At 72.7% G+C, this 18,867-nt stretch carries 17 protein-coding genes; 3 read left to right on the plus strand and 14 right to left on the minus strand.

Annotated features, from left to right (window positions below):
* Position 1: 1 nt before the first annotated feature.
* The 6 genes from ACLJPY_RS47725 to ACLJPY_RS47750 all read right to left on the minus strand — a co-directional run bounded on the left by ACLJPY_RS47725 (position 2) and on the right by ACLJPY_RS47750 (position 5,978).
* Positions 2 to 982, minus strand: a complete 981-nt coding sequence (locus tag ACLJPY_RS47725) for a VWA domain-containing protein (protein ID WP_410597642.1) — start codon at positions 980 to 982, stop codon at positions 2 to 4.
* Entirely contained in the window at positions 979 to 1,923 is a 945-nt protein-coding gene (locus ACLJPY_RS47730; RefSeq protein ID WP_410597643.1) for a DUF58 domain-containing protein, read from the minus strand. Before ACLJPY_RS47730 ends, ACLJPY_RS47725 begins: the two co-directional genes overlap by 4 nt.
* 7 nt (positions 1,924 to 1,930) lie before the next feature.
* Positions 1,931 to 3,001, minus strand: coding sequence for an AAA family ATPase (locus tag ACLJPY_RS47735; RefSeq protein WP_033260648.1), 1,071 nt, complete (start codon positions 2,999 to 3,001; stop codon positions 1,931 to 1,933).
* A gap of 309 nt (positions 3,002 to 3,310) precedes the next feature.
* Positions 3,311 to 3,856 carry a molybdenum cofactor guanylyltransferase gene (locus ACLJPY_RS47740; RefSeq protein WP_410597644.1) on the minus strand — a complete coding sequence of 182 codons (546 nt, stop codon included), beginning with the start codon at positions 3,854 to 3,856 and terminating at the stop codon, positions 3,311 to 3,313.
* Positions 3,857 to 3,865: 9 nt separating this feature from the next.
* Positions 3,866 to 4,579 (minus strand): SAM-dependent methyltransferase, encoded by a 714-nt coding sequence (locus ACLJPY_RS47745; RefSeq protein ID WP_410597645.1) that lies wholly within the window; start codon positions 4,577 to 4,579, stop codon positions 3,866 to 3,868.
* A 43-nt stretch (positions 4,580 to 4,622) separates the two neighbouring features.
* Positions 4,623 to 5,978, minus strand: coding sequence for an NlpC/P60 family protein (locus ACLJPY_RS47750; protein ID WP_410597646.1), 1,356 nt, complete (start codon positions 5,976 to 5,978; stop codon positions 4,623 to 4,625).
* Positions 5,979 to 6,289: 311 nt separating this feature from the next.
* Between ACLJPY_RS47750 and ACLJPY_RS47755 the strand changes: the two genes are divergently transcribed.
* Both ACLJPY_RS47755 and ACLJPY_RS47760 read left to right on the plus strand, forming a co-directional pair.
* A complete protein-coding gene (locus tag ACLJPY_RS47755; protein WP_410597647.1) occupies positions 6,290 to 9,154 on the plus strand; it encodes an aconitate hydratase in 2,865 nt (954 codons plus the stop codon).
* A 77-nt stretch (positions 9,155 to 9,231) separates the two neighbouring features.
* Complete coding sequence (locus ACLJPY_RS47760; RefSeq protein WP_410597648.1) at positions 9,232 to 9,750, plus strand: alpha/beta fold hydrolase; 519 nt, start codon at positions 9,232 to 9,234, stop codon at positions 9,748 to 9,750.
* Here ACLJPY_RS47760 and ACLJPY_RS47765 read toward each other — a convergent pair.
* Complete coding sequence (locus ACLJPY_RS47765; RefSeq protein ID WP_410597649.1) at positions 9,747 to 10,451, minus strand: MgtC/SapB family protein; 705 nt, start codon at positions 10,449 to 10,451, stop codon at positions 9,747 to 9,749. The two genes, ACLJPY_RS47760 and ACLJPY_RS47765, sit on opposite strands and share 4 nt — an antisense overlap.
* Positions 10,452 to 10,653: 202 nt before the next feature.
* Positions 10,654 to 11,505, minus strand: a complete 852-nt coding sequence (locus ACLJPY_RS47770) for an alpha/beta fold hydrolase (protein ID WP_410597650.1) — start codon at positions 11,503 to 11,505, stop codon at positions 10,654 to 10,656.
* An 89-nt stretch (positions 11,506 to 11,594) separates the two neighbouring features.
* On the opposite strand from ACLJPY_RS47770, the gene ACLJPY_RS47775 reads away from it, so the two are divergent.
* Positions 11,595 to 12,173: a TetR/AcrR family transcriptional regulator gene (locus tag ACLJPY_RS47775; protein WP_410597651.1), complete on the plus strand. Its 579-nt coding sequence runs from the start codon at positions 11,595 to 11,597 to the stop codon at positions 12,171 to 12,173.
* Between the two features lie 47 nt (positions 12,174 to 12,220).
* On the opposite strand, the gene ACLJPY_RS47780 is transcribed toward ACLJPY_RS47775, so the two are convergent.
* The 6 genes from ACLJPY_RS47780 to ACLJPY_RS47805 form a co-directional block, all read right to left on the minus strand.
* The gene (locus ACLJPY_RS47780) at positions 12,221 to 13,825 is read right to left on the minus strand and encodes an alpha/beta hydrolase (RefSeq protein ID WP_410597685.1); all 1,605 of its coding nucleotides are present in this window, start codon (positions 13,823 to 13,825) and stop codon (positions 12,221 to 12,223) included.
* A gap of 140 nt (positions 13,826 to 13,965) precedes the next feature.
* A complete protein-coding gene (locus ACLJPY_RS47785; RefSeq protein ID WP_410597686.1) occupies positions 13,966 to 14,388 on the minus strand; it encodes a nitroreductase family deazaflavin-dependent oxidoreductase in 423 nt (140 codons plus the stop codon).
* Between the two features lie 46 nt (positions 14,389 to 14,434).
* On the minus strand, positions 14,435 to 15,412 hold the full coding sequence (gene egtD, locus ACLJPY_RS47790) for an L-histidine N(alpha)-methyltransferase (RefSeq protein ID WP_410597652.1): 978 nt from the start codon (positions 15,410 to 15,412) through the stop codon (positions 14,435 to 14,437).
* On the minus strand, positions 15,409 to 16,164 hold the full coding sequence (gene egtC, locus ACLJPY_RS47795; protein WP_410597653.1) for an ergothioneine biosynthesis protein EgtC: 756 nt from the start codon (positions 16,162 to 16,164) through the stop codon (positions 15,409 to 15,411). The genes egtD and egtC overlap by 4 nt, the downstream gene beginning before the upstream one ends.
* 4 nt (positions 16,165 to 16,168) lie before the next feature.
* The gene (gene egtB, locus ACLJPY_RS47800; protein ID WP_410597654.1) at positions 16,169 to 17,506 is read right to left on the minus strand and encodes an ergothioneine biosynthesis protein EgtB; all 1,338 of its coding nucleotides are present in this window, start codon (positions 17,504 to 17,506) and stop codon (positions 16,169 to 16,171) included.
* A complete protein-coding gene (locus tag ACLJPY_RS47805) occupies positions 17,503 to 18,765 on the minus strand; it encodes a glutamate-cysteine ligase family protein (RefSeq protein WP_410597655.1) in 1,263 nt (420 codons plus the stop codon). The genes egtB and ACLJPY_RS47805 overlap by 4 nt, the downstream gene beginning before the upstream one ends.
* Positions 18,766 to 18,867: the final 102 nt, after the last annotated feature.

The following is an 18,867-nucleotide window of genomic DNA, read 5'->3' on the forward strand; positions in this document are numbered from 1 at the left end:
ATCACGGCAGCCGCTGCCCGAAGAAGAGGCTGGCCGCCGCGCCGAGCATGAGGATCAGCGTACCGACGACGACCCACGGCTTGCTCGCGTCGGCGTCCTTGAGCTCGTAGCCGATCTGCTCGCCGAGGTCGGCGTAGACCTTCTTCAGCTCCTCGGCGCTGGCCGCCTTGTAGAACTCGCCGCCGGACAGCCGGGCGATCTCGCGCAGCGACTCGTCGTCCACGCTCACCGGCTGGGGCTTGTCGTCGATCGTCACCGACCCGTGCGTGGTGCCGAACGAGATCGACGAGATCGGCACGCCGGCCTGCTTCGCTGCCTGCGCCGCGGTGTAGCCGCCTCGCGCCGCGTACAGGTCCTCCGGCACCGTCTGCTTGCCGTCGGACATCAGCACGATCCGCGCCGGCGGCGGCCCGTCGGCCCCGCCGACGACGCTCGAGAAGCTCTCCACCGACTGCAGCGCCGCGAAGATGCCTTCCCCGGTCGCCGTCGACTGGGCCAGCTTCAGGTTCTCGATCGCCTTGATCACGCCGTTGCGGTCGGTGGTCGGGTTGACCAGCACCGTCGCCGTGCCCGCGAACGAGATCAGCCCCAGGTTGATCCCCGGCGTCATGTTCCGCGCGAAGCTCGTGGCCGCCTCCTGGGCCGCCTGCAGCCGCGTGGGGAGGACGTCGGTGGCTTCCATCGACAGCGAAACGTCGATCACCAGCATCACCGTCGCCCGGTTGCGGGGCACCTTCTGCTCCGCGGTCGGCCCGGCCAGCGCCACCGTGAGCAGCAGCAGCGACAGCACGATCAGCACTGCCGGCAGGTGCCGGATCCAGCCCTGGCTCTTCGGCGCGACCTTTTCGAGCAGGTCCAGGTTCGCGAACCGCATGGTCCGCTTCCGGCGCGCCCGCTGGGCGAGCACGTACCCCACGGCCACCGCGGCGACCGCGATCAGCAGCAGGAACCACCACGGTGACGCGAACCCCGTCAGCTTCACGCCACACCCCCCGACCAGCGGCGTTTGCGGGCGACGACGAACCGCACCACGTCGGCGATCCAGTCGGCGTCGCTGCGCAGCGTCAGGTGCGCCGCCCCCGCGCGCCGCAGCCCGGCCGCCACCCGCTGCCGGTGGGCGTGGGCCGCGGCCCCGAACTCCTTGCGCAGCAAGGCCGAAGCGTGCACTTCGCGCTGTTTCCCTGTCTCCGGGTCGGCCAGCACGACGGTGCCCACCTCGGGCAGGTCGATGTCGCGCGGGTCGAGGACTTCGATCGCGATCAGTTCGTGGCGCCCGCCCAGCGCCCGCAGCGGCCGCTCCCAGGACTCCTCGCCCAGGAAGTCGGAGATCACCACGGCCAGGCCACGCCGTCGCGGCGGGCGGCGCAGCTGCTCCAAGGCCGCGGCGAAGTCACCGCGCGTGCCCTCGGCCGCGCGCGGCGTCTCGGCGAGCTTGCGCACCAGCCCGCGGGCGTGCGCCAGGCCGCCGCGGGCCGGGATGCGGACGGTCTCGGCGCCGGTGGAGACCAGCGCGCCGATCCGGTTGCCGCCACCGCCGGTCAGGTGCGCGACCGCCGCGACGGCGCAGACCACGAGGTCGCGCTTCTCGCACAGCGCGGTGCCGAAGTCGAGGCTCGCCGACAGGTCGGCCACGACCCACGTCTCCAGCTCGCGGTCGGCCACGGTCTCCCGGATGTGCGGGGTCGTGGTGCGGGCGGTGACCGCCCAGTCCATCCGGCGGACGTCGTCGCCGGGCTGGTACGGCCGGGCTTCGCCGGGCTCGGACCCCGGCCCCGGCACCAGGCCGAGGTGGTTGCCCTGCAGCAGCCCGTCGAGCCGGCGGCGGACGTCGAGCTCCAGCGTGCGGAGCCCGGCTTCCAGCCGGTCGCCGCGCAGGATCGGCGGCGCCCACGAAGGGCGTTCGCCCTTCTCGTTCTTCGCCATCGCCGGGTTACCTGACCGGCGCGCCCGCCGGGACCGGGCCGCCCTGGCCGGCCCCGCCCTGCGGCCGGGCCGAGACCTGCGGCAGCGGCACGGTCTGCAGCACGCGGGTGATGATGTGGTCGATCGGCACGCCGTCGGCCAGCGCGTCGTAGGACAGCACGAGCCGGTGGCGCAGCACGTCCGGCACGACGTCGACGACGTCCTGCGGCAGCACGTAGTCACGGCCGCGGACCAGGGCCAGCGCGCGGGCGGCGGCGATGATGCCGAGGCTCGCGCGCGGCGAAGCACCATAGGACACCCAGCCGGCGACGTCGGCGAGGCCGTGCTCGTTCGGCGTCCGGGTGGTCAGCACCAGCCGCACCACGTAGTCGACCAGCGCGTGGTGCACGAACACCTGCGACGCGACGCCCTGCAGCCGGACCAGCTCGCCCGGGCTGAGCACCTCGTGCGGGGTGGGCGGGGTGACGCCCATCCGGTAGATGATCTCGCGCTCCTCCTCGGCGGAGGGGTACTCGACGACGATCTTGAACAGGAACCGGTCGCGCTGCGCTTCCGGCAGCGGGTAGACGCCCTCGTTCTCGATCGGGTTCTGGGTGGCGAGCACGAGGAACGGGTCGGGCATCGGGAACGTCTGCCCGCCGATCGACACGTGCCGCTCGGCCATCACCTCGAGCATCGCCGACTGGACCTTGGCGGGCGCGCGGTTGATCTCGTCGGCGAGCACGAAGTTGGCCACGACCGGGCCGAGCTCGACGTCGAAGCGCTCGGCGCCCTGGCGGTAGATCCGGGTGCCGAGGATGTCGGCGGGCACCAGGTCCGGGGTGAACTGGACGCGGGAGAACGAGCCGCCCACGACCCGCGCGAACGTCTCCACGGCGAGGGTCTTCGCCACGCCGGGCACACCTTCGAGCAGCAGGTGGCCCTTGGCCAGCAGGCCGACCAGCATCCGCTCGACCAGGCGATCCTGGCCGACGATGATCCGCTTCACCTCGAACACGGTCCGCTCCAGCAACTGGGCGTCCCGCGCCGGTGTCGCCTGCTGGCCGTTCCCGCCCTCGGCGTAGCCGGGCTCGGTCACTCTGCCTCCTCGAACTCTCGTGCGCCGCCCCCGCGACGGTGATCACGCGGTGCGACCGTACTGCCTCCCCCGGCCGTCCGTCCGCCCGGCACGCGGACGGGCGCACCCGGCCCACGATCAGCCAACACGGTCACCGGTGTGGCACCTGTGAAGCACCCACTGCGCCCGCCACCGGACGCCCGCCGAGCGCCCCGATGTGGCCTTCGGTGCGTTGAATCAGCACTGCGGCGCGAAGCGCCTCCGTTGAGGGTGGCGGTGGGGGCATGGGCGGAGCACCGAAGGCCGCCTTGGGGCGCTCGACCGAGGGGCTCAGCGGTGGCGCTCGAGGTCTTCGGGGGTGTCGATGTCGTCCGCTTCGCCCCGTTCGGCCGGGACTTCGGCGACCGCGAGGGCACCCAGCACCCGGCGCAGGGCGGCGTTCTCCGCCCGCTCCGGCAGCGCCGCCCGCAGCGACGGCAGCCGCCAGGCGCCCAGCAGCCACTGCCGCTCGCCCGCGGCGTCGACCAGGACCGCCCCGTCGCCGTCGCCGATCGCGGCGAGCAGTCTGTCCACTGTGGATCGCCGGACGCCCGGGAGGTCGGCGGCCAGCACCACGACCGCCTCGACGTCGCCGGGCACGAACACCAGGCCCGCCGCGAGCGCCGCCACCGGACCGGTGCCGGGCACCGGTTCCCGGGTCCACACGACGTCGAAGCCGGGCCGTCGCGGGCCGACGGCGATCACCCGCTCGGCACCGTCGAGGGCGTGAATCGCTCGGGCCAGCAACGGTTTCCCGCCCACCGACAACGCCGGCTTGTCCACACCGGACAGCCGGCGGGCCGCGCCCCCGGCCACCACGATCCCCGCGTAGCGCACCGACGCACCCTAGCGGCCCAGCACGAGGTAGGTGAAGCCCAGCTCACCCCGGTAGCCCCCGACGTACTCGCGCAGCCGCCGGTCGAGCCACTCCCGCACCCGCCCCGCCCGCGGGTCGCCCGGGTGCGCCGCGAGCCACTCCTCCCAGCCGGCGCGCGAGGTCGACTCGAAGTCGTCCCACTCGAGCTGGTCGGCGGTGCTCAGGTGCAGCACGCGCCAGCCGGCGCCGCCGGCCGCGTCGAGCAGCTCGGGCAGGGTCAGCACGTCCCGGCCGAAGATCTCGAGGGCCGCCGGGCCCGGCGGCGACGACCAGAAGCCGTCGCCGTAGAGCAGCCTGCCGGACGGCCGCACCGCCCGGGCGAGCGCTTCCAGCGCCGCTTTCGGCGAGCCGAAGATGTGGGCGGCGCCGATGCAGAACGCCCGCTCGGCGGGCTCGTCCCAGGTCGCCGCGTCCGCTGCGGTGAACTCCACCGCCAGGCCCCGCGCCGCGGCCGCCGCCCGGCCGCGCGCCAGTCCCGTCTCGTCGGTGTCGACGCCGGTCGCGCGCAGGCCCGTAGCCCGGGCGGCCGCCCGGAGCAGCAGCTCGCCCCAGCCGCAGCCGAGGTCGACGAGGTGGCCCTCGTCCAGGGCCATCCGGTCGAGCAGCAGCTCCGCGTGCGGCTCGGACAGGGGTGTGTTCCAGCGCATCCGGGTGCGCCGCAGCGCGTTCAGTTCGTCGTCCACCGGCCGATCCTGTGGCCCGCGGCGGACGTTGTCGACCGGGTTTTCAGCCGACCAGGCGCGTCGCGTACGGCATGATGCCGCCGTAGCGGACCGGGGCGACGCGGACCCGCAGCCCGGACTGCGGCGCCTCGACCATCTGCCCGCCGCCGAGGTACAGCGCCACGTGGTGGATGCCTTCCGGGCCGCCCCAGAACAGCAGGTCGCCGCGGCGCATCTGGGACAGCGGCACCTGGCGGCCCGCCGTGTACTGGTAGCCGCTGTAGTGCGGCAGGCCCGCGACCCCGGCGAAGGCGTAGATCATCAAGCCGGAGCAGTCGAACCCGATCTTGTTGTAGTCGCCGTAGCGGTCGGCGACGCCGCCGTCGCGGATGCCGCGGGTCGGGCCGCTCGCGTTGCCGCCGCCCCACGCGTACGGCATCCCGAGCTTCGACAGCGCCCGGGCGATCACCGCCTCGATCGACGAGCCCGCCGGGCCCGACGGCGCCGGTCCGCCCGCGGGACGGCCACCGCCGCCCGCGGCCGCGGCGGCGAGAGCGGCCTGCCGGGCGCGTTCGTCGTCCTCGCGCTGCTTCTGGGCGAGCCAGTCCTGGTAGCGCTGCCGCTGGCCCTGCAGGCCGCTGACCTTGGCCTGGGCGGCGTAGAGCTGCTGCTCGACGTCGGACTTGTTCTGCTCGAGCTGCGTGTTCTGGGCCGCCTGGCTGTCCTGGGCGCGCTCGGCGGCGGTCTGCGCGACGTCGGCGCTGTTCTTCGCGCGGCGGGCCGCGTCCCGCTTCTGCTGGGCGAGCTCGGCGGCCTTGCGGGCGGCGGCGTCCTTGTTGGACTTCTCGGTCTGCGCCTGCTGGAGCCGGTCGAGGGCGTTGAGGCGGTTGCCGCCGACGGCGTCGAGCAGCTGCGCGCGGGCGAGCATGTCCTTGGGGCTGTCGGAGCTGAGGTACGCGCCGAGCGAGCCGACCGTGCTCCCCTGCTGGAAACTCGCGGCGGCGAACGTCTTGAGGTCGGCGCGGGCCTGCTCGATCGCCGCCGAGGCCGCGTCCGCCTCGGCGCGCGCGGCCTTGGCGTCGTTTTCCGCCTGCGTCGCGGCGTCCTGCGCGGTCTGCAGGTCGACCAGGGCCTTGTTGGCCTGTTCCTGCTTGAGCTCGACGTCGTCCTGCAGCTGCGTGAGCTTCTGCTCGGCCTGGGCCAGCTGGTTGGTCAGCCGCCCGACTTCGCCCGCCTTCGCGTTGGCGTCGGCCTTGCTGGAGTCGATCTCGGAGTCGCTGGGGTTCGGCGGCGGCGGGGGCGCCGCGAGCCCGGTCCCGCCCGCCCCGAACAAGATCACCAACGTGAGCGTGCTCACGCTGAGTCCCCGGCGGACGCGCGGCACCCGCACCTGCCCGGCCCGTCCCGCCACGACCGCCACCTCCGCTCACCTGCGCACACCGTGCGTCACTGCAGTCACATCACTATCACCCGCACCACCGGAAACTTACACAACGTAGGCACCAATTCCCCTCATTGAGGGACCCCCGCACCGGATGGCGCAGCCCACACCGCGTGTCGTCTTGTCCGTTAAACAGGACACGCGTACTGTTTGAGGCACCGCGAGGTGTGCCATCCCGAATCCGGTCCTACGGTGGGGGTGCGCAAGACTCGCCACCACCGAACCCGACCGAACTGACCCGGGACTCGACCGCCGCACCGGCGCGGAAGTCCACGCCACTGGAGTTAGACGTGACCGCACCTGCCAGCAAGGACAGCTTCGGCGCCAAAGACACGCTGAAGGTCGGCGACGCCTCGTACGAGGTGTTCCGCCTGAACAAGGTCGAGGGCGCCGAGCGCCTGCCGTACAGCCTGAAGATCCTGCTCGAGAACCTGCTGCGCACCGAGGACGGCGCGAACATCACCGCCGACCACATCCGCGCGCTCGGCTCGTGGGACCCCAGCGCCGACCCGTCCATCGAAATCCAGTTCACGCCGGCCCGCGTGATCATGCAGGACTTCACCGGCGTGCCGTGCGTCGTCGACCTGGCCACCATGCGCGAGGCGGTCACCGACCTGGGCGGCGACCCGGACAAGGTGAACCCGCTCGCCCCGGCCGAGCTGGTCATCGACCACTCGGTGATCATCGACGTCTTCGGCCGCGCCGACGCCTTCGAGCGCAACGTCGAGATCGAGTACGAGCGCAACCGCGAGCGCTACCAGTTCCTGCGCTGGGGCCAGGGCGCCTTCGACGAGTTCAAGGTCGTCCCGCCGGGCACCGGCATCGTGCACCAGGTCAACATCGAGCACCTCGCGCGTACGGTCATGTCCCGGGGCGGGCAGGCCTACCCCGACTCCTGCGTCGGCACCGACTCGCACACCACCATGGTCAACGGCCTGGGCGTGCTGGGCTGGGGCGTCGGCGGCATCGAGGCCGAGGCGGCCATGCTGGGCCAGCCGGTCTCCATGCTCATCCCGCGCGTCGTCGGCTTCAAGCTGACCGGCGAGATCCCGGCCGGCGTCACCGCCACCGACGTCGTGCTGACGATCACCGAGATGCTGCGCCGCCACGGCGTGGTCGGCAAGTTCGTCGAGTTCTACGGCGAAAGCGTCGCCGAGGTGCCGCTGGCCAACCGCGCCACCATCGGCAACATGAGCCCGGAGTTCGGCTCCACCGCGGCGATCTTCCCGATCGACGAGGAGACCGTCCGCTACCTGAAGCTGACCGGCCGCTCGCCCGAGCAGGTCGCGCTGGTGGAGGCGTACGCCAAGGAGCAGGGCCTCTGGCACGACCCGTCGCGCGAGGCGGCCTACTCCGAGTACCTCGAGCTGGACCTCTCGACGGTCGTCCCGTCGATCGCCGGCCCGAAGCGCCCGCAGGACCGCATCGAGCTGACCGACGCCAAGGCGTCGTTCCGCGTGTCGCTCGGCGACTACGCGACCGACGAGGTCGAGGGCTCCGCCGAGCGCAAGCCGGGCGTCCCGCAGCAGGAGCAGCCGAAGGGTGTCGAGTCCACGGTGGACGAGGCGTCGGCGGAGTCCTTCCCCGCCAGCGACGCGCCGGCGCACTCCGCTTCGGGCAACGGCGGTGGCGAGCCCGCCCCGCACCACACCGGTGCCGCGGCCGAGGGCCGCCCGAGCAAGCCGGTCAAGGTCTCGACCGCCGACCGCGGCGAGTTCGTCCTCGACCACGGCGCCGTGGTGATCGCCTCGATCACCTCGTGCACCAACACGTCGAACCCGTCGGTCATGCTCGGCGCCGCGCTGCTCGCGCGCAACGCCGTCGAAAAGGGCCTCGCGGTCAAGCCGTGGGTGAAGACGTCGATGGCGCCGGGCTCGCAGGTCGTCACCGACTACTACACCAAGGCCAACCTGTGGCCGTACCTGGAGAAGCTGGGCTACCACCTGGTCGGCTACGGCTGCACCACCTGCATCGGCAACTCCGGCCCGCTGTCGGACGAGATCTCCGCGGCCATCCAGGAGAACGACCTCGCCGCGGTCTCCGTGCTCTCGGGCAACCGCAACTTCGAAGGCCGGATCAACCCCGACGTGAAGATGAACTACCTCGCGTCGCCGCCGCTGGTCATCGCCTACGCGCTGGCCGGCACGATGGACTTCGACTTCGCGAACCAGCCGCTCGGCCAGGACACGGACGGCAACGACGTCTTCCTGAAGGACATCTGGCCGACGGCCAAGGAGATCCAGGAGACCATCGACCACGCGATCACGCAGGAGATGTTCACCAAGGACTACGCGGACGTCTTCGACGGCGGCGAGCGCTGGAAGTCGCTGCCCACCCCGGAGGGCAAGACCTTCGAGTGGGACCTCGAGTCCACCTACGTCCGGAAGCCGCCGTACTTCGAGGGCATGACGCCGGAGCCGGCCCCGGTCCAGGACATCACCGGCGCGCGCGTGCTGGCGAAGCTGGGCGACTCGGTCACCACCGACCACATCTCCCCCGCCGGCGCGATCAAGCCGGGCACCCCGGCCGCGCAGTACCTGACCGAGCACGGCGTGGAGAAGAAGGACTTCAACTCCTACGGCTCGCGGCGCGGCAACCACGAGGTGATGATCCGCGGCACGTTCGCGAACATCCGGCTGCGCAACCAGCTGCTGGACGACGTGCAGGGCGGCTACACCCGCGACTTCACCGTCGACGGTGCCCCGCAGGCGTTCATCTACGACGCGGCGCAGAACTACGCGAAGCAGGGCACCCCGCTGGTCGTGCTGGGCGGCAAGGAGTACGGCTCCGGTTCGTCGCGCGACTGGGCGGCCAAGGGCACGTCGCTGCTGGGCGTCCGCGCGGTGATCACCGAGTCGTTCGAGCGGATCCACCGGTCCAACCTGATCGGCATGGGTGTCATCCCGCTGCAGTTCCCGCAGGGCGAGTCGGCCTCGTCGCTGGGCCTCGACGGCACCGAGACGTTCGACATCTCGGGCATCACGAAGCTGAACGACGGCGAGACCCCGCGCACGGTGCACGTCACCGCCACCAAGTCGGACGGCACCAAGGTGGAGTTCGAGGCGGACGTCCGCATCGACACCCCGGGTGAGGCGGACTACTACCGCAACGGCGGCATCCTGCAGTACGTGCTGCGGAAGATGACGCAGGCCTAAGGGTTTGCGTGGTGGAAGGGACTCCCCGCTCGGCTGAGCGGGGAGGCCCTTCCCTATGCGGGCACGGGCAGCCACTGGTGTTCCTGCACCCGGGCGGCTTCAGCCGGCAGGTGTGGGACGAGCAGGTGGACCGGTTCGCCGCGAGCCACCGGGTCGTCCGGTCCGACGCCCGCGGGCACGGCGATTCACCGGGTCCGGTGCCGGGGTTCTCCCACCACGACGACCTCCGGCAGCTGCTGGACGCGCTGGGGATCGAGTCCGCGGTGCTGGTGGGTTCCTCGCTCGGCAGCCGCACCGCGGCCGACTTCGCGCTCGTGCACCCGAATCGGGTCGACGGGCTGGTGCTCACCTCGCCCGGGTTGAGCGGCATGGTCGAGCGCGACCCGTTCACCCTCGAGCAGCGAAGGCAGGCCGGCGCGGCCCGGACGCTGGTGATCACCGGGACGCTCGACACCGCCGACATCCACGAGATCGCGGACCTGATCGCCCGCGAGGCACCCGACGCCCGCCAGGTCTCCATCGAGGGTGCCGGGCACCAGGTGAACGTCGAGCAGCCCGCCCGGTTCGGCGAGCTGCTCGACGAATTCCTCGCCTAAGCCGGCACGGCCACCCAGCGCACGCTGGACACCGAGGGCTCCAGCGAAAGCCGCGACACCGCCGCCTCCATCTGGGCGTCGTCGCGCTGGTCGCCGACCAGCTCCGCGCGGACCTCGACCGTGCGGTTCTCCAGGTCCGTGCTCAGCACCGACAGCAGCCGGAAGTCCGTGCGCGTCAACGCCTGCACGAGCAGCGCCCGCACGTGGGCCTCGGCCTCGTCGCGGGTCACCGCCTGGAACTCGTACCGCGCCGGCGTCTCGTCGCCCGCGTCCGGGCGGCGGTCGACGACCCGGCCGAGCGGGCGCAGCACCACGTTCACCCCGACCACGACCGCGGTCCCGGCCGCCGCGACCGCGTACAGGCCCGCCCCGGCGAGCGCGCCGACCGCGGCCGAGCACCACAGCGTCGCCGCCGTGTTGAGGCCGCGGACGTTGAGGCCGTCGCGCAGGATGACTCCGGCGCCGAGGAACCCGATGCCCGAGACGATCTGCGCGGCCACCCGGGTGGGGTCGGCGTCGCCGCTGGAGGCCAGGCCCCCGAAGCCGTGCGCGGACAGCAGCACGAACAGCGTCGCGCCGACCGCGACGAGGGCGTTGGTGCGCAACCCGGCCATCCGGGCGCGGAACTGGCGCTCGACCCCGATGACGGCACCCAGGCCGACACCGGCGCCGACGCGCAGCAGCATTTCGAAGATGGTCATGATCCGGCTCTTTTCCGGCGTGCGCGCACTGCCGGACAGGGGGCGACCGGACTCAGCCCCGCCGGAAACCCCCGGTGAGCGCGCGCCCGGCCGTCCGATGACTGTCCGCTGGCATGTGCCGCTCACCTCGCTTCCGTTGCTCGTGGTCGATCAACCCGGTCATGGTAGCGCCGGATCGGCCGGGCCGGGCCTGTGATGATCGCTACGCCCAGTGCCGGCGCAGGTGCGGCACGAGGTCTTCCGGCCGCTCGTCGGGGAAGAAGAGCTTGGCCCCGGGCACCTCGACGACCTCGGTGACCGCCGGGACGGCGTCCCGGAACCGGTAGGCCCATTCGACGCCGAAGTTCGGGTCACCGGTCCCCCACACCAGCAGCGTCGGCACGCGGAGCTGGTTGAGCTGCGGCTCGATCGCGTCGAGTTCCTCCCCGCGGACCGACGTCAGCAGGCGTTCGAACTGCCGGGCCGCGGCCAAGGTGCCGAACACCGGCCGGACAAAGGCTTCCAGGACTTCGTCCGGCACCCGGTCCGGGTGTTCGTAGCCGGCGCCGAGCGCGCCGGTCCGCGCCCGCTCCGGATCGGCGGCCTGGACCGCGAGCGGGGCCAGTTCGCCGCGCTCGGCCAGCTCGACGACCGGGCGGAACGCCTCGGGCGGCAGGTTGCCCTGCGTGTCGCAGTTGGTCAGGGTGAGCGTGCGGAGCCGGCCGGGGTGGCGCACCGCGAACACCTGCGCGACCGCGCCGCCGGTGTCGTTGGCGACCAGGTCGAGCTCCCTCAGCTCCAGGGATTCGCAGAAGTCTTCGAGCCGGGCGGCCAGCCCGTTCAGGCTGAGGTCCTGGGTGGCCGTCACCGGCGAGCCGCCGTGCCCCGGCAGGTCGGGCGCGATGCAGCGGCGCTCGCCCGCCAACGCCGTCATGACCTTGCGCCACAACAGGTTGTTCGTTCCCACGCCGTGCACGAAGAGCGCCACCGGCCCTTCGCCGACGTCGGTGTAGCTCACGTCGCCGGACGCGGTCGACACGCGTGCGCGGTGGTCGACCCAGGTTCGCAGGTTCATCGGTACAGTCCCTCCAGAAGTAAACCGACTGACGGTCTAGTATCAACAGACCGACAGTCGGTTTGTCAATGACGGAGGGTGCCGCCCGCATGAACAAGAAGATCGACCGCGGCCAGGCGACCCGCGAGCACCTCGTCGCGGTCGCCACCGGGCTGTTCACCGAGCACGGTTACGACGGCACCTCGATCGAGGCCGTGCTGCGGGCCGCCGACGTGAGCCGGGGCGCCCTCTACCACCACTTCCCCGGCAAGGACGCGCTGTTCGCCGCCGTGCTGGAGGCCGTGTACGAGCGGGTCGAAGCGGACGGCGCACAGGCCGTCGAGGGGATCGCCGAACCGGCGGCGGCGCTGCGCGCGGCCTGCCAGGCGTGGATCCGGAGCACCGCGGACCCCGTGGTGCGGCGGGTGCTGCTCATCGACGCGCCTGCAGTTCTCGGCTGGCAGCGCTGGCGTGAGCAGGACGAGCGGCGCACCCTCGGCAAGATCAAGGCGGCGCTGCGGCGCGACGGCCGGCTCTCCGCCGCCCGCGTGGACCTCTTCGCCCACGTCCTGCTGGCCGGGATGAACGAAATCGCGATGCTCACCGCCCGCGCCGGCGACCCCGCGAGCGCGGCCGCCGAAGGCGAGGCCGCCGCCGGGGACCTGCTCGACCGGCTGCTGCGGGCGTGAGAACGGGCCGGGGCGACGACGTCGTCCCGGCCCGTTTTCACCGCGCGCTACGCGGTCCCGAACGGCTGGACGTTCGGCTGGAACACCTGGCCGTTCGCCGGCACCTTCAGATCGGTCAGGTAGTCGGCCACGGCCTGGTCGACACCCAGCGCGTCACCCAGGATGCAGTGGCCGAACGCGTCCACCGACAGCAGCCGGGTGTTGCCGAGCTCGGCCGCCATCCGCTGCGCGAACCGGTACTGCGTTGCCGGGTCGTAGTAGTTGCCGACCACGATCACCGGGACGTCGGTCTTCGCCCGCCACGGGCCGCGGTAGGCGTCCGGCTTCTTCGCCGGCCACACCGGGCACGCCGCGGTGTCGGCGAACGCCTGGTAGCGGCCGAAGGTGCGCGACTCGCGCTCCCACTGCGCGGCGATGTCCGGCACCTGCTCCTGCCGGATCCGGAACGGCTTGTCGGCGCAGTTGACCGCGAAGTAGGAGTCGTCGCTGGTGTAGGGGCTGTCCGGGTTCTGGTCCGCGAGGCCCCGGCCGCCCGAGCCGAGCACCTGGAGCTTCGCGCCCTGCAGGGCCTGCACCTGTGCCCCGGCCGGGTGGATCGCGGCGTAGAGCTGCTGCAGGTCGGCGGCCAGCGACGGGAACCGCGCCGGCGAGTACAGGGCACTCGACACGCCGCCGGTGAACCTGCTGATGTCCAGGGGGTCGGCACCGGGGAGGGTGATCGGCTGCTTGCGGAGGTACTCCCGCAGCTCGTCGAACTTCGCCCGCGGGTTGCCGTCGCTGAACGCGCACTTCGGGCCCGCCTGGTCACAGCGCTTCAGGAACCCGTCCAGCGAAATCTCGAAGCCCTGCGCCCGCTCGCGGTCGTATTCGACGCCGTCGCTGGTCCGCAGCGCCGGGTCGACGTTGCCGTCGATGACGATGGCCCGCGACTGCTTCGGGAACATCGCCGCGTACGTCGAACCGATCAGCGTCCCGTACGAGAAGCCGACGTAGCTCAGCTTCCGGTCGCCGACGGCCGCGCGCAGCGTGTCGAGGTCGCGCACGACGTCCTTGGTCGACATGTGGTTCAGCAGCGCACCCGCGTTGTTCTTGCAGAACCGGCCGTAGTCGCGGTAGCTGGCCAGGGTTTTCGAGATCTCGGCGCGGGACAGCGGCACGCCGACCTGGGCACCGAAGACCTCGTCGGCGTCTTCCTGGGTGGTGAAGCAGCGCAGCGGGTTGCTGTCGCCGACGCCGCGCGGGTCGAAGCCGATGAGGTCGAAGCGGTCGAGGACCTGCGGCTGGAAGTAGTACTGACCGCCGATCGGCATCGTCAGGCCCGAGCCACCGGGGCCGCCGGGGTTGAGGAACAGCGACCCGACGCGCTTGTCGGGCGTGCGGGCCGCGCGCTTGAGCAGCGCGATGTCGATGGTGCCCAGCGAAGCGTTGTCGTGGTCGATCGGCACGCGGTAGCGCGCGCAGCTGTAGAGCCCGAGCTGGTCCGCGGGCACGCCGGCGAGGACATCGCTCGCGCAGGTGCCCCAGGCGACGGCCGGGGTCGCGCCGACGACGGCGGGCTTGACCGCCGCGTCTTCGGCCGCGGCCGCGGTGCCGGCCGGACCGGCCAGCCCCACGCCGGCCACGAGCGCCCCCACCAGCGCGAACGACCGCACCCGGCTCTGTGTGGATCTCGGCAAGACGTCCCTCCCTAGGTCACGCGCTCGCCGCGCGGTCACGGCGTCACGGCGCGTTACCCGGGAGAGACTGGCACAAAGCGGTGAATCCCGGCACCGGCCAATCGGATGGTCAGTGCCTATCGGGCCACCCGGGCCAGCACGAAAACCGGCAACCGCCGGGCTGCCTCCCGCTGCTCCATCTCATACCCCGGCCAGAACGCGAGCAGCTCGCGCCACATCGCGTCGTACTCCTCGCCGTGCAGTTCCCGCGCGACGACGTCGACGGGCCTGCCGGCCAGCGCGACCTCGCACTTCGGGTGCGCCCGGAGGTTGAGCGCCCACGCCGGGTCGTTCGGGCGCCCCCAGTTGGACGCCGTCAGCACGAAGTCGCCGCCGCGCGGGTAGTAGAGCAGGTTGGTGCTGCGGGGCAGCCCGCTCTTGCGGCCGGTCGTGGTCAGGCGCAGCGACGGCAGCCCGGCGAGCGCCACGAGGCTCACCCGGCCGCCGAACGCCTTGTGCAGTTTCTGATCCGCCCAGACGACGAACCAGGCGGTGCGCATCAGCCACGGTTTCGTGCCCGCGGCCCGGGCCAGCGCCCGGAGAGGATTAGCCACGCACGGATTTTGCCAGGCTCACCCCGAACCGCTGCTGGGAGTCGATCCACCAGTGTTCGAGCGCGAACCCGGCCGCCGCCAGTTCCGCCTCGACACCGCTCGGGCGGAACTTGGCCGAGATCTCGGTCCGGACGTGCTCGCCCGCGGCGAAGGCCACCGTGAGGTCCGCACCGGGGATCTCGACCGTCAGGTCCCGCCGGGCCCGCAGGCGCATCTCGATCCACTCGTTCTCCGCGTCCCAGTGCGAGACGTGCTCGAACTCGTCGGGGTCGAAGTTCGCGCCGAGCCGCGCGTTGATCACCCGCAGCACGTTCTTGTCGAACTCCGCGGTGACACCGGCGGCGTCGTCGTAGGCCCGTTCCAGGATGCGCGGGTCCTTGACCAGGTCGGTGCCGAGCAGCAGCCACTCCCCCTCGTCCAGGACCGCCCGCACCGAGCGCAGGAAGGCCGCCCGCTCGGCGGGCAGGAAGTTGCCGATCGTGCCGCCGAGGAAGGCCACCACCCGCGGCTGGCCGTCCGGCAGCAGGTCCAGGTGCTGGGTGAAGTCGCCGACGACGCCGCGGACGGCGAGGCCCGGGTAGTCCTTCGAGATGGCCTCGGCGGCTTCGGCCAGCGCCGATTCGGACACGTCCAGCGGGACGAACGCCTCCAGCGTGCCGTGCGCGGTCAGCGCGTCGAGCAGCAGCCGGGTCTTCTCGCTCGATCCCGAGCCGAGCTCGACGAGCGTGTGCGCGCCGGTCAGCTTCGCGACGTCGCCGGCGTGCGCGGCCAGCACCTCGCGCTCGCTGCGGGTCGGGTAGTACTCCGGCAGCTGGGTGATCTTCTCGAACAGCTCGCTGCCGTCGGCGTCGTAGAACCACTTGGGCGGCAGCCACTTCTGCGCCGCGGTGAGCCCGGCGACGACGTCCGCGCGCAGTTCCGCGGTGACGGCGTCGCCGGAGCGGTGGTGGTCGAGGTCGACTTCGGTCATGGGGTCTCCTGGGTCAGGGGAAGCAGGTCGACGCCGGCCGCGGTGGCGCGCACGGCGTGGTGGTCGGGGACGGGCCGCCAGCGCGGGTCGCCGTCGAGGGGTTCGGACGCGAGCCACACTCCGGCCGGGGTTTCCAGCACGGACAGCGCGTGCGTCCAGGCGGTACCGATGAGGGTCGAGCCGTCGGTGAGCAGGAAGTTGAGCCGCGAGCCGGGCGCGGCCGCCTCGACGGCGGTGGTCAGCGACGCCACCGCCGTCAGCGGGTCCTCGCCCGTGGCCAGCCGCGCTCGCAGCAACGCCCAGAGCACCACCGAGTCCGTCGGCGCTTCCAGGGTCAGCAGTTCGGTGACCGGCAGGGTCTTGGCCAGTTCGGCCAGCGAATCCGGGTAGCCGCGGACGACGCCGTTGTGGCTGAACAGCCAGGGCCCGGCGGTGAACGGCGCCGCGGCCGCCTCGGTCACCGGCAGGCCGGTGGTGCCGTTGCGGACCGCGGCGACGAACGCGCCCGCGGTGACCGCCGCGGCCAGCGGCGGCAGCGTCTCGTCCGTCCACAGTGGAGTCGAACGCCGGTGGCGCAGCGGCGGCGAGCCCGGGCCGGGGTACCAGCCCAGCCCGAACCCGTCGGCGTTGACCGAGCCGCCGCCGCGCATGTCCGCCGGGGCGTAGGACTGCACCAGCAGCGAATGCGGGGCGCGGAACACCGCCTCGGCAGGCGAAAGCGGCTCGCCGAGGTAGCCGAGGTGGCGGCACATGCGCCTACTCCACCTCGCCGGGGGCCGCGTCGCGGGCCGTGCGGAAGCCGGCGAAGATCTGCCGCCGGATCGGGTAGTCCCAGTTGCGGAACGTGCCCCGGATCGCCGCCGAGTCGGTGCCGAACGAGCCGCCGCGCAGCACCTTGTACTCCGGCCCGAAGAACACCTCCGAGTACTCCCGGTACGGGAACGGCGCGAAGCCCGGGTAGCCGTGGAAGTCGGTCGAAGTCCACTCCCAGACGTCGCCGATCAGCTGGTGCACGCCGGTCGGCGACGCGCCGGCCGGGTACGCCCCCGCGGGCGCCGGGCGCAGGTGCCGCTGGCCGAGGTTGGCGTGCTCGGCCGCGGGTTCCTCGTCGCCCCACGGGAACCGGCGCGACCGGCCGGTCGCCGGGTCGAACCGGGCGGCCTTCTCCCACTCCGCCTCGGTCGGCAGCCGCCGCCCGGCCCAGGCCGCGTACGCCTCGGCTTCGTAGTACGAGACGTGCACGACCGGCTCGTCGGCCGGGACGCGCTCGTAGACGCCGAACGCGGTCCGCCACCAGCCGTCCTGCTCCCGCTTCCAGAACCGCGGTGCGGTGATGCCGTTGTCCTGCCGGTAGGCCCACCCCGCCGGGCTCCACCAGCGCTCGTCGTCGTAGCCGCCGCCGTCGAGGAACCGCGCGTAGGCGCCGCCGGTCACCGGGACGGTGTCCATCCAGAACGCCTCGACGGCGATCTCGTGGGCCGGGCGCTCGTTGTCGAGCGCCCACGGCTCCGCCGACGTGCCCATCGTGAAGGGCCCGCCCGGCACCAGGACCTCGGCCGGAAGCGGCCCGGAGCGCGCGGGCGGCGGCTCGGGTGCGTGCAGCACCGGGTCGCCCTTGCGGAGCTGGTGGGTGGCCAGCATGGTCTCGTCGTGCTGCTGCTCGTGCTGGGTGATCATGCCGAAGGCGAACGCCTGCTCGGTCAGCCGCCTGCCGGCCATTGGCGCGTGTTCCAGCACGTCGAACGCCTTCTCGCGGACCTGCTTGACGTACGCGCGCGCCTCGGCCGGGCCGAGCAGCGGCAGCTCCGGCCGGTCGGCGCGGGCGTGCTGGAACGCGTCGTAGATGTCGTCGATGTCCGGGCGCAGCGGCTCGCGGCCGCCGACGTCGCGGACCAGCCACAGCTCCTCCTGGACACCGATGTGCGCCAGGTCCCAGACCAGCGGCGACATCAGCTTCGAGTGCTGGCGGACCAGGTCTTCGTCGTCCACGGCGTCGGTCAACGCGACGCTGCGCGCCCGCGCCCGCGTCAAGGCCTCGGCCGCCCGGGCGCGCAGGTCCTGTGCGCTCAGGTCGTGCAGTGCTTCGGTGCTCATGCTCCACTCCTCGATCGGTACGCGCGCCCCAGCACGCTCTCGCTGATCTCGGTGATCGACTCCGCCGCCAGCCCGGTCGCGCCCAGCTCGGTGCAGCCGAGCTCGGCCAGTGCGGCCGCCACGGCCGCCAGTTCCGGATCGGCCAGTCCCCGCCGCGCCGCCTCGGTCCACCGGTCCGCGACCGGCGCGCAGACCGCGCGCACCTTGTCGACGGTGGCCGGCCGGGCCAGCAGCGCCGACACCAGCGCCGCCGGGGCCAGCCACTCGTCCGGCGGTTGCGCGTCGAGGTACCGGATCTCCAGGTAACCCTGCGGGCGGACCGGGGTGAACATCGTGGTGAGGTGGTAGTCGAGGTCCGCCACCGTCGGCCTCGGCAGCAGCGCGGCCGCGCCGCGGCCCTCGATCCAGCCGGCGAACGTCAGTCCCTCGGGCGCGTCCCACGGCCGGTCGCCGCGGGGCAGCACCATCAGGGGGACGTCCATCATCCGCCCGGCCCACTCCGCGGCCGGGTCGTCGCCCGACACGGCGGCCGTGCGCGTGCGCACCGCTTCCGTGTCGTGCACCGCCAGCCACCGGGCCGAGGCGTGCCCGGTGTCGCGGCCGGCGTGGACGCGGGAGTTGGCGAAGAGGGCGAGCAGCGGCGGGCCCATCGCGTGCGCGGCCGCCCACCGCGCGGCGTAGTGCTCGGGCTCCCCCGCGTCGAGGCAGACCTGCAGGCCCGCGGTGCTGCACATCATCGTGAGGCCGCCGGGACCGATCGGCGCGAACCGCCGCTCCATCGCCGCGTACCGCGGGGTGTGCAGGAGCCTGCGGGGCGCGCGGTGGGCGTCGATGCCCGTTTCGCCCAGGACGAGGCCGTGGGCGCCGAGGCGCTCGCGCAGGTGGTGGAGGTCGGCCGTGACAACTGCGTCGAGCTCACGCAGGGAGGCCTGGGGAAGGGCGGAAATCTCGACCTGGCACCCGGGTTCGAGGCTCACGGGTGAGCCGGCCGGGAGCGGCGAGGCGGGGCTGCCGGGGCGGAGCGTCCGCGGGGTGTGCGGACCCAGCGCCGCGGCGAGGACGTCGGGATCGAGGGGTCTGGCCGGGTCCTCGGCGTGGTGCACGGTGAACTCCAGCTCCACGCCGGTCAGGCGGGGCGGCCCGTGCTTGAAACACACCGATGCGACGTACGCCTCGCCGGCCGCGCGGTCCGCCAGGACCCGCGCGGTGCGGTTCGACGCACTACCCGACTTCTCGGGGAAATCGTGCACCGTCTGCATGTCCGTTCCTGTTCCGTGTGATGGAACTTCTTGACTTCGGACGCTACACGCGGGGTACGACAAAAACAGGGCGGATCTTGCCCTGCAGGACGGGATCACCAC

Origin of the sequence: Amycolatopsis sp. lyj-23 (genome assembly GCF_046549135.1) — a bacterium.
Classification (GTDB): Bacteria; Actinomycetota; Actinomycetes; order Mycobacteriales; family Pseudonocardiaceae; genus Amycolatopsis.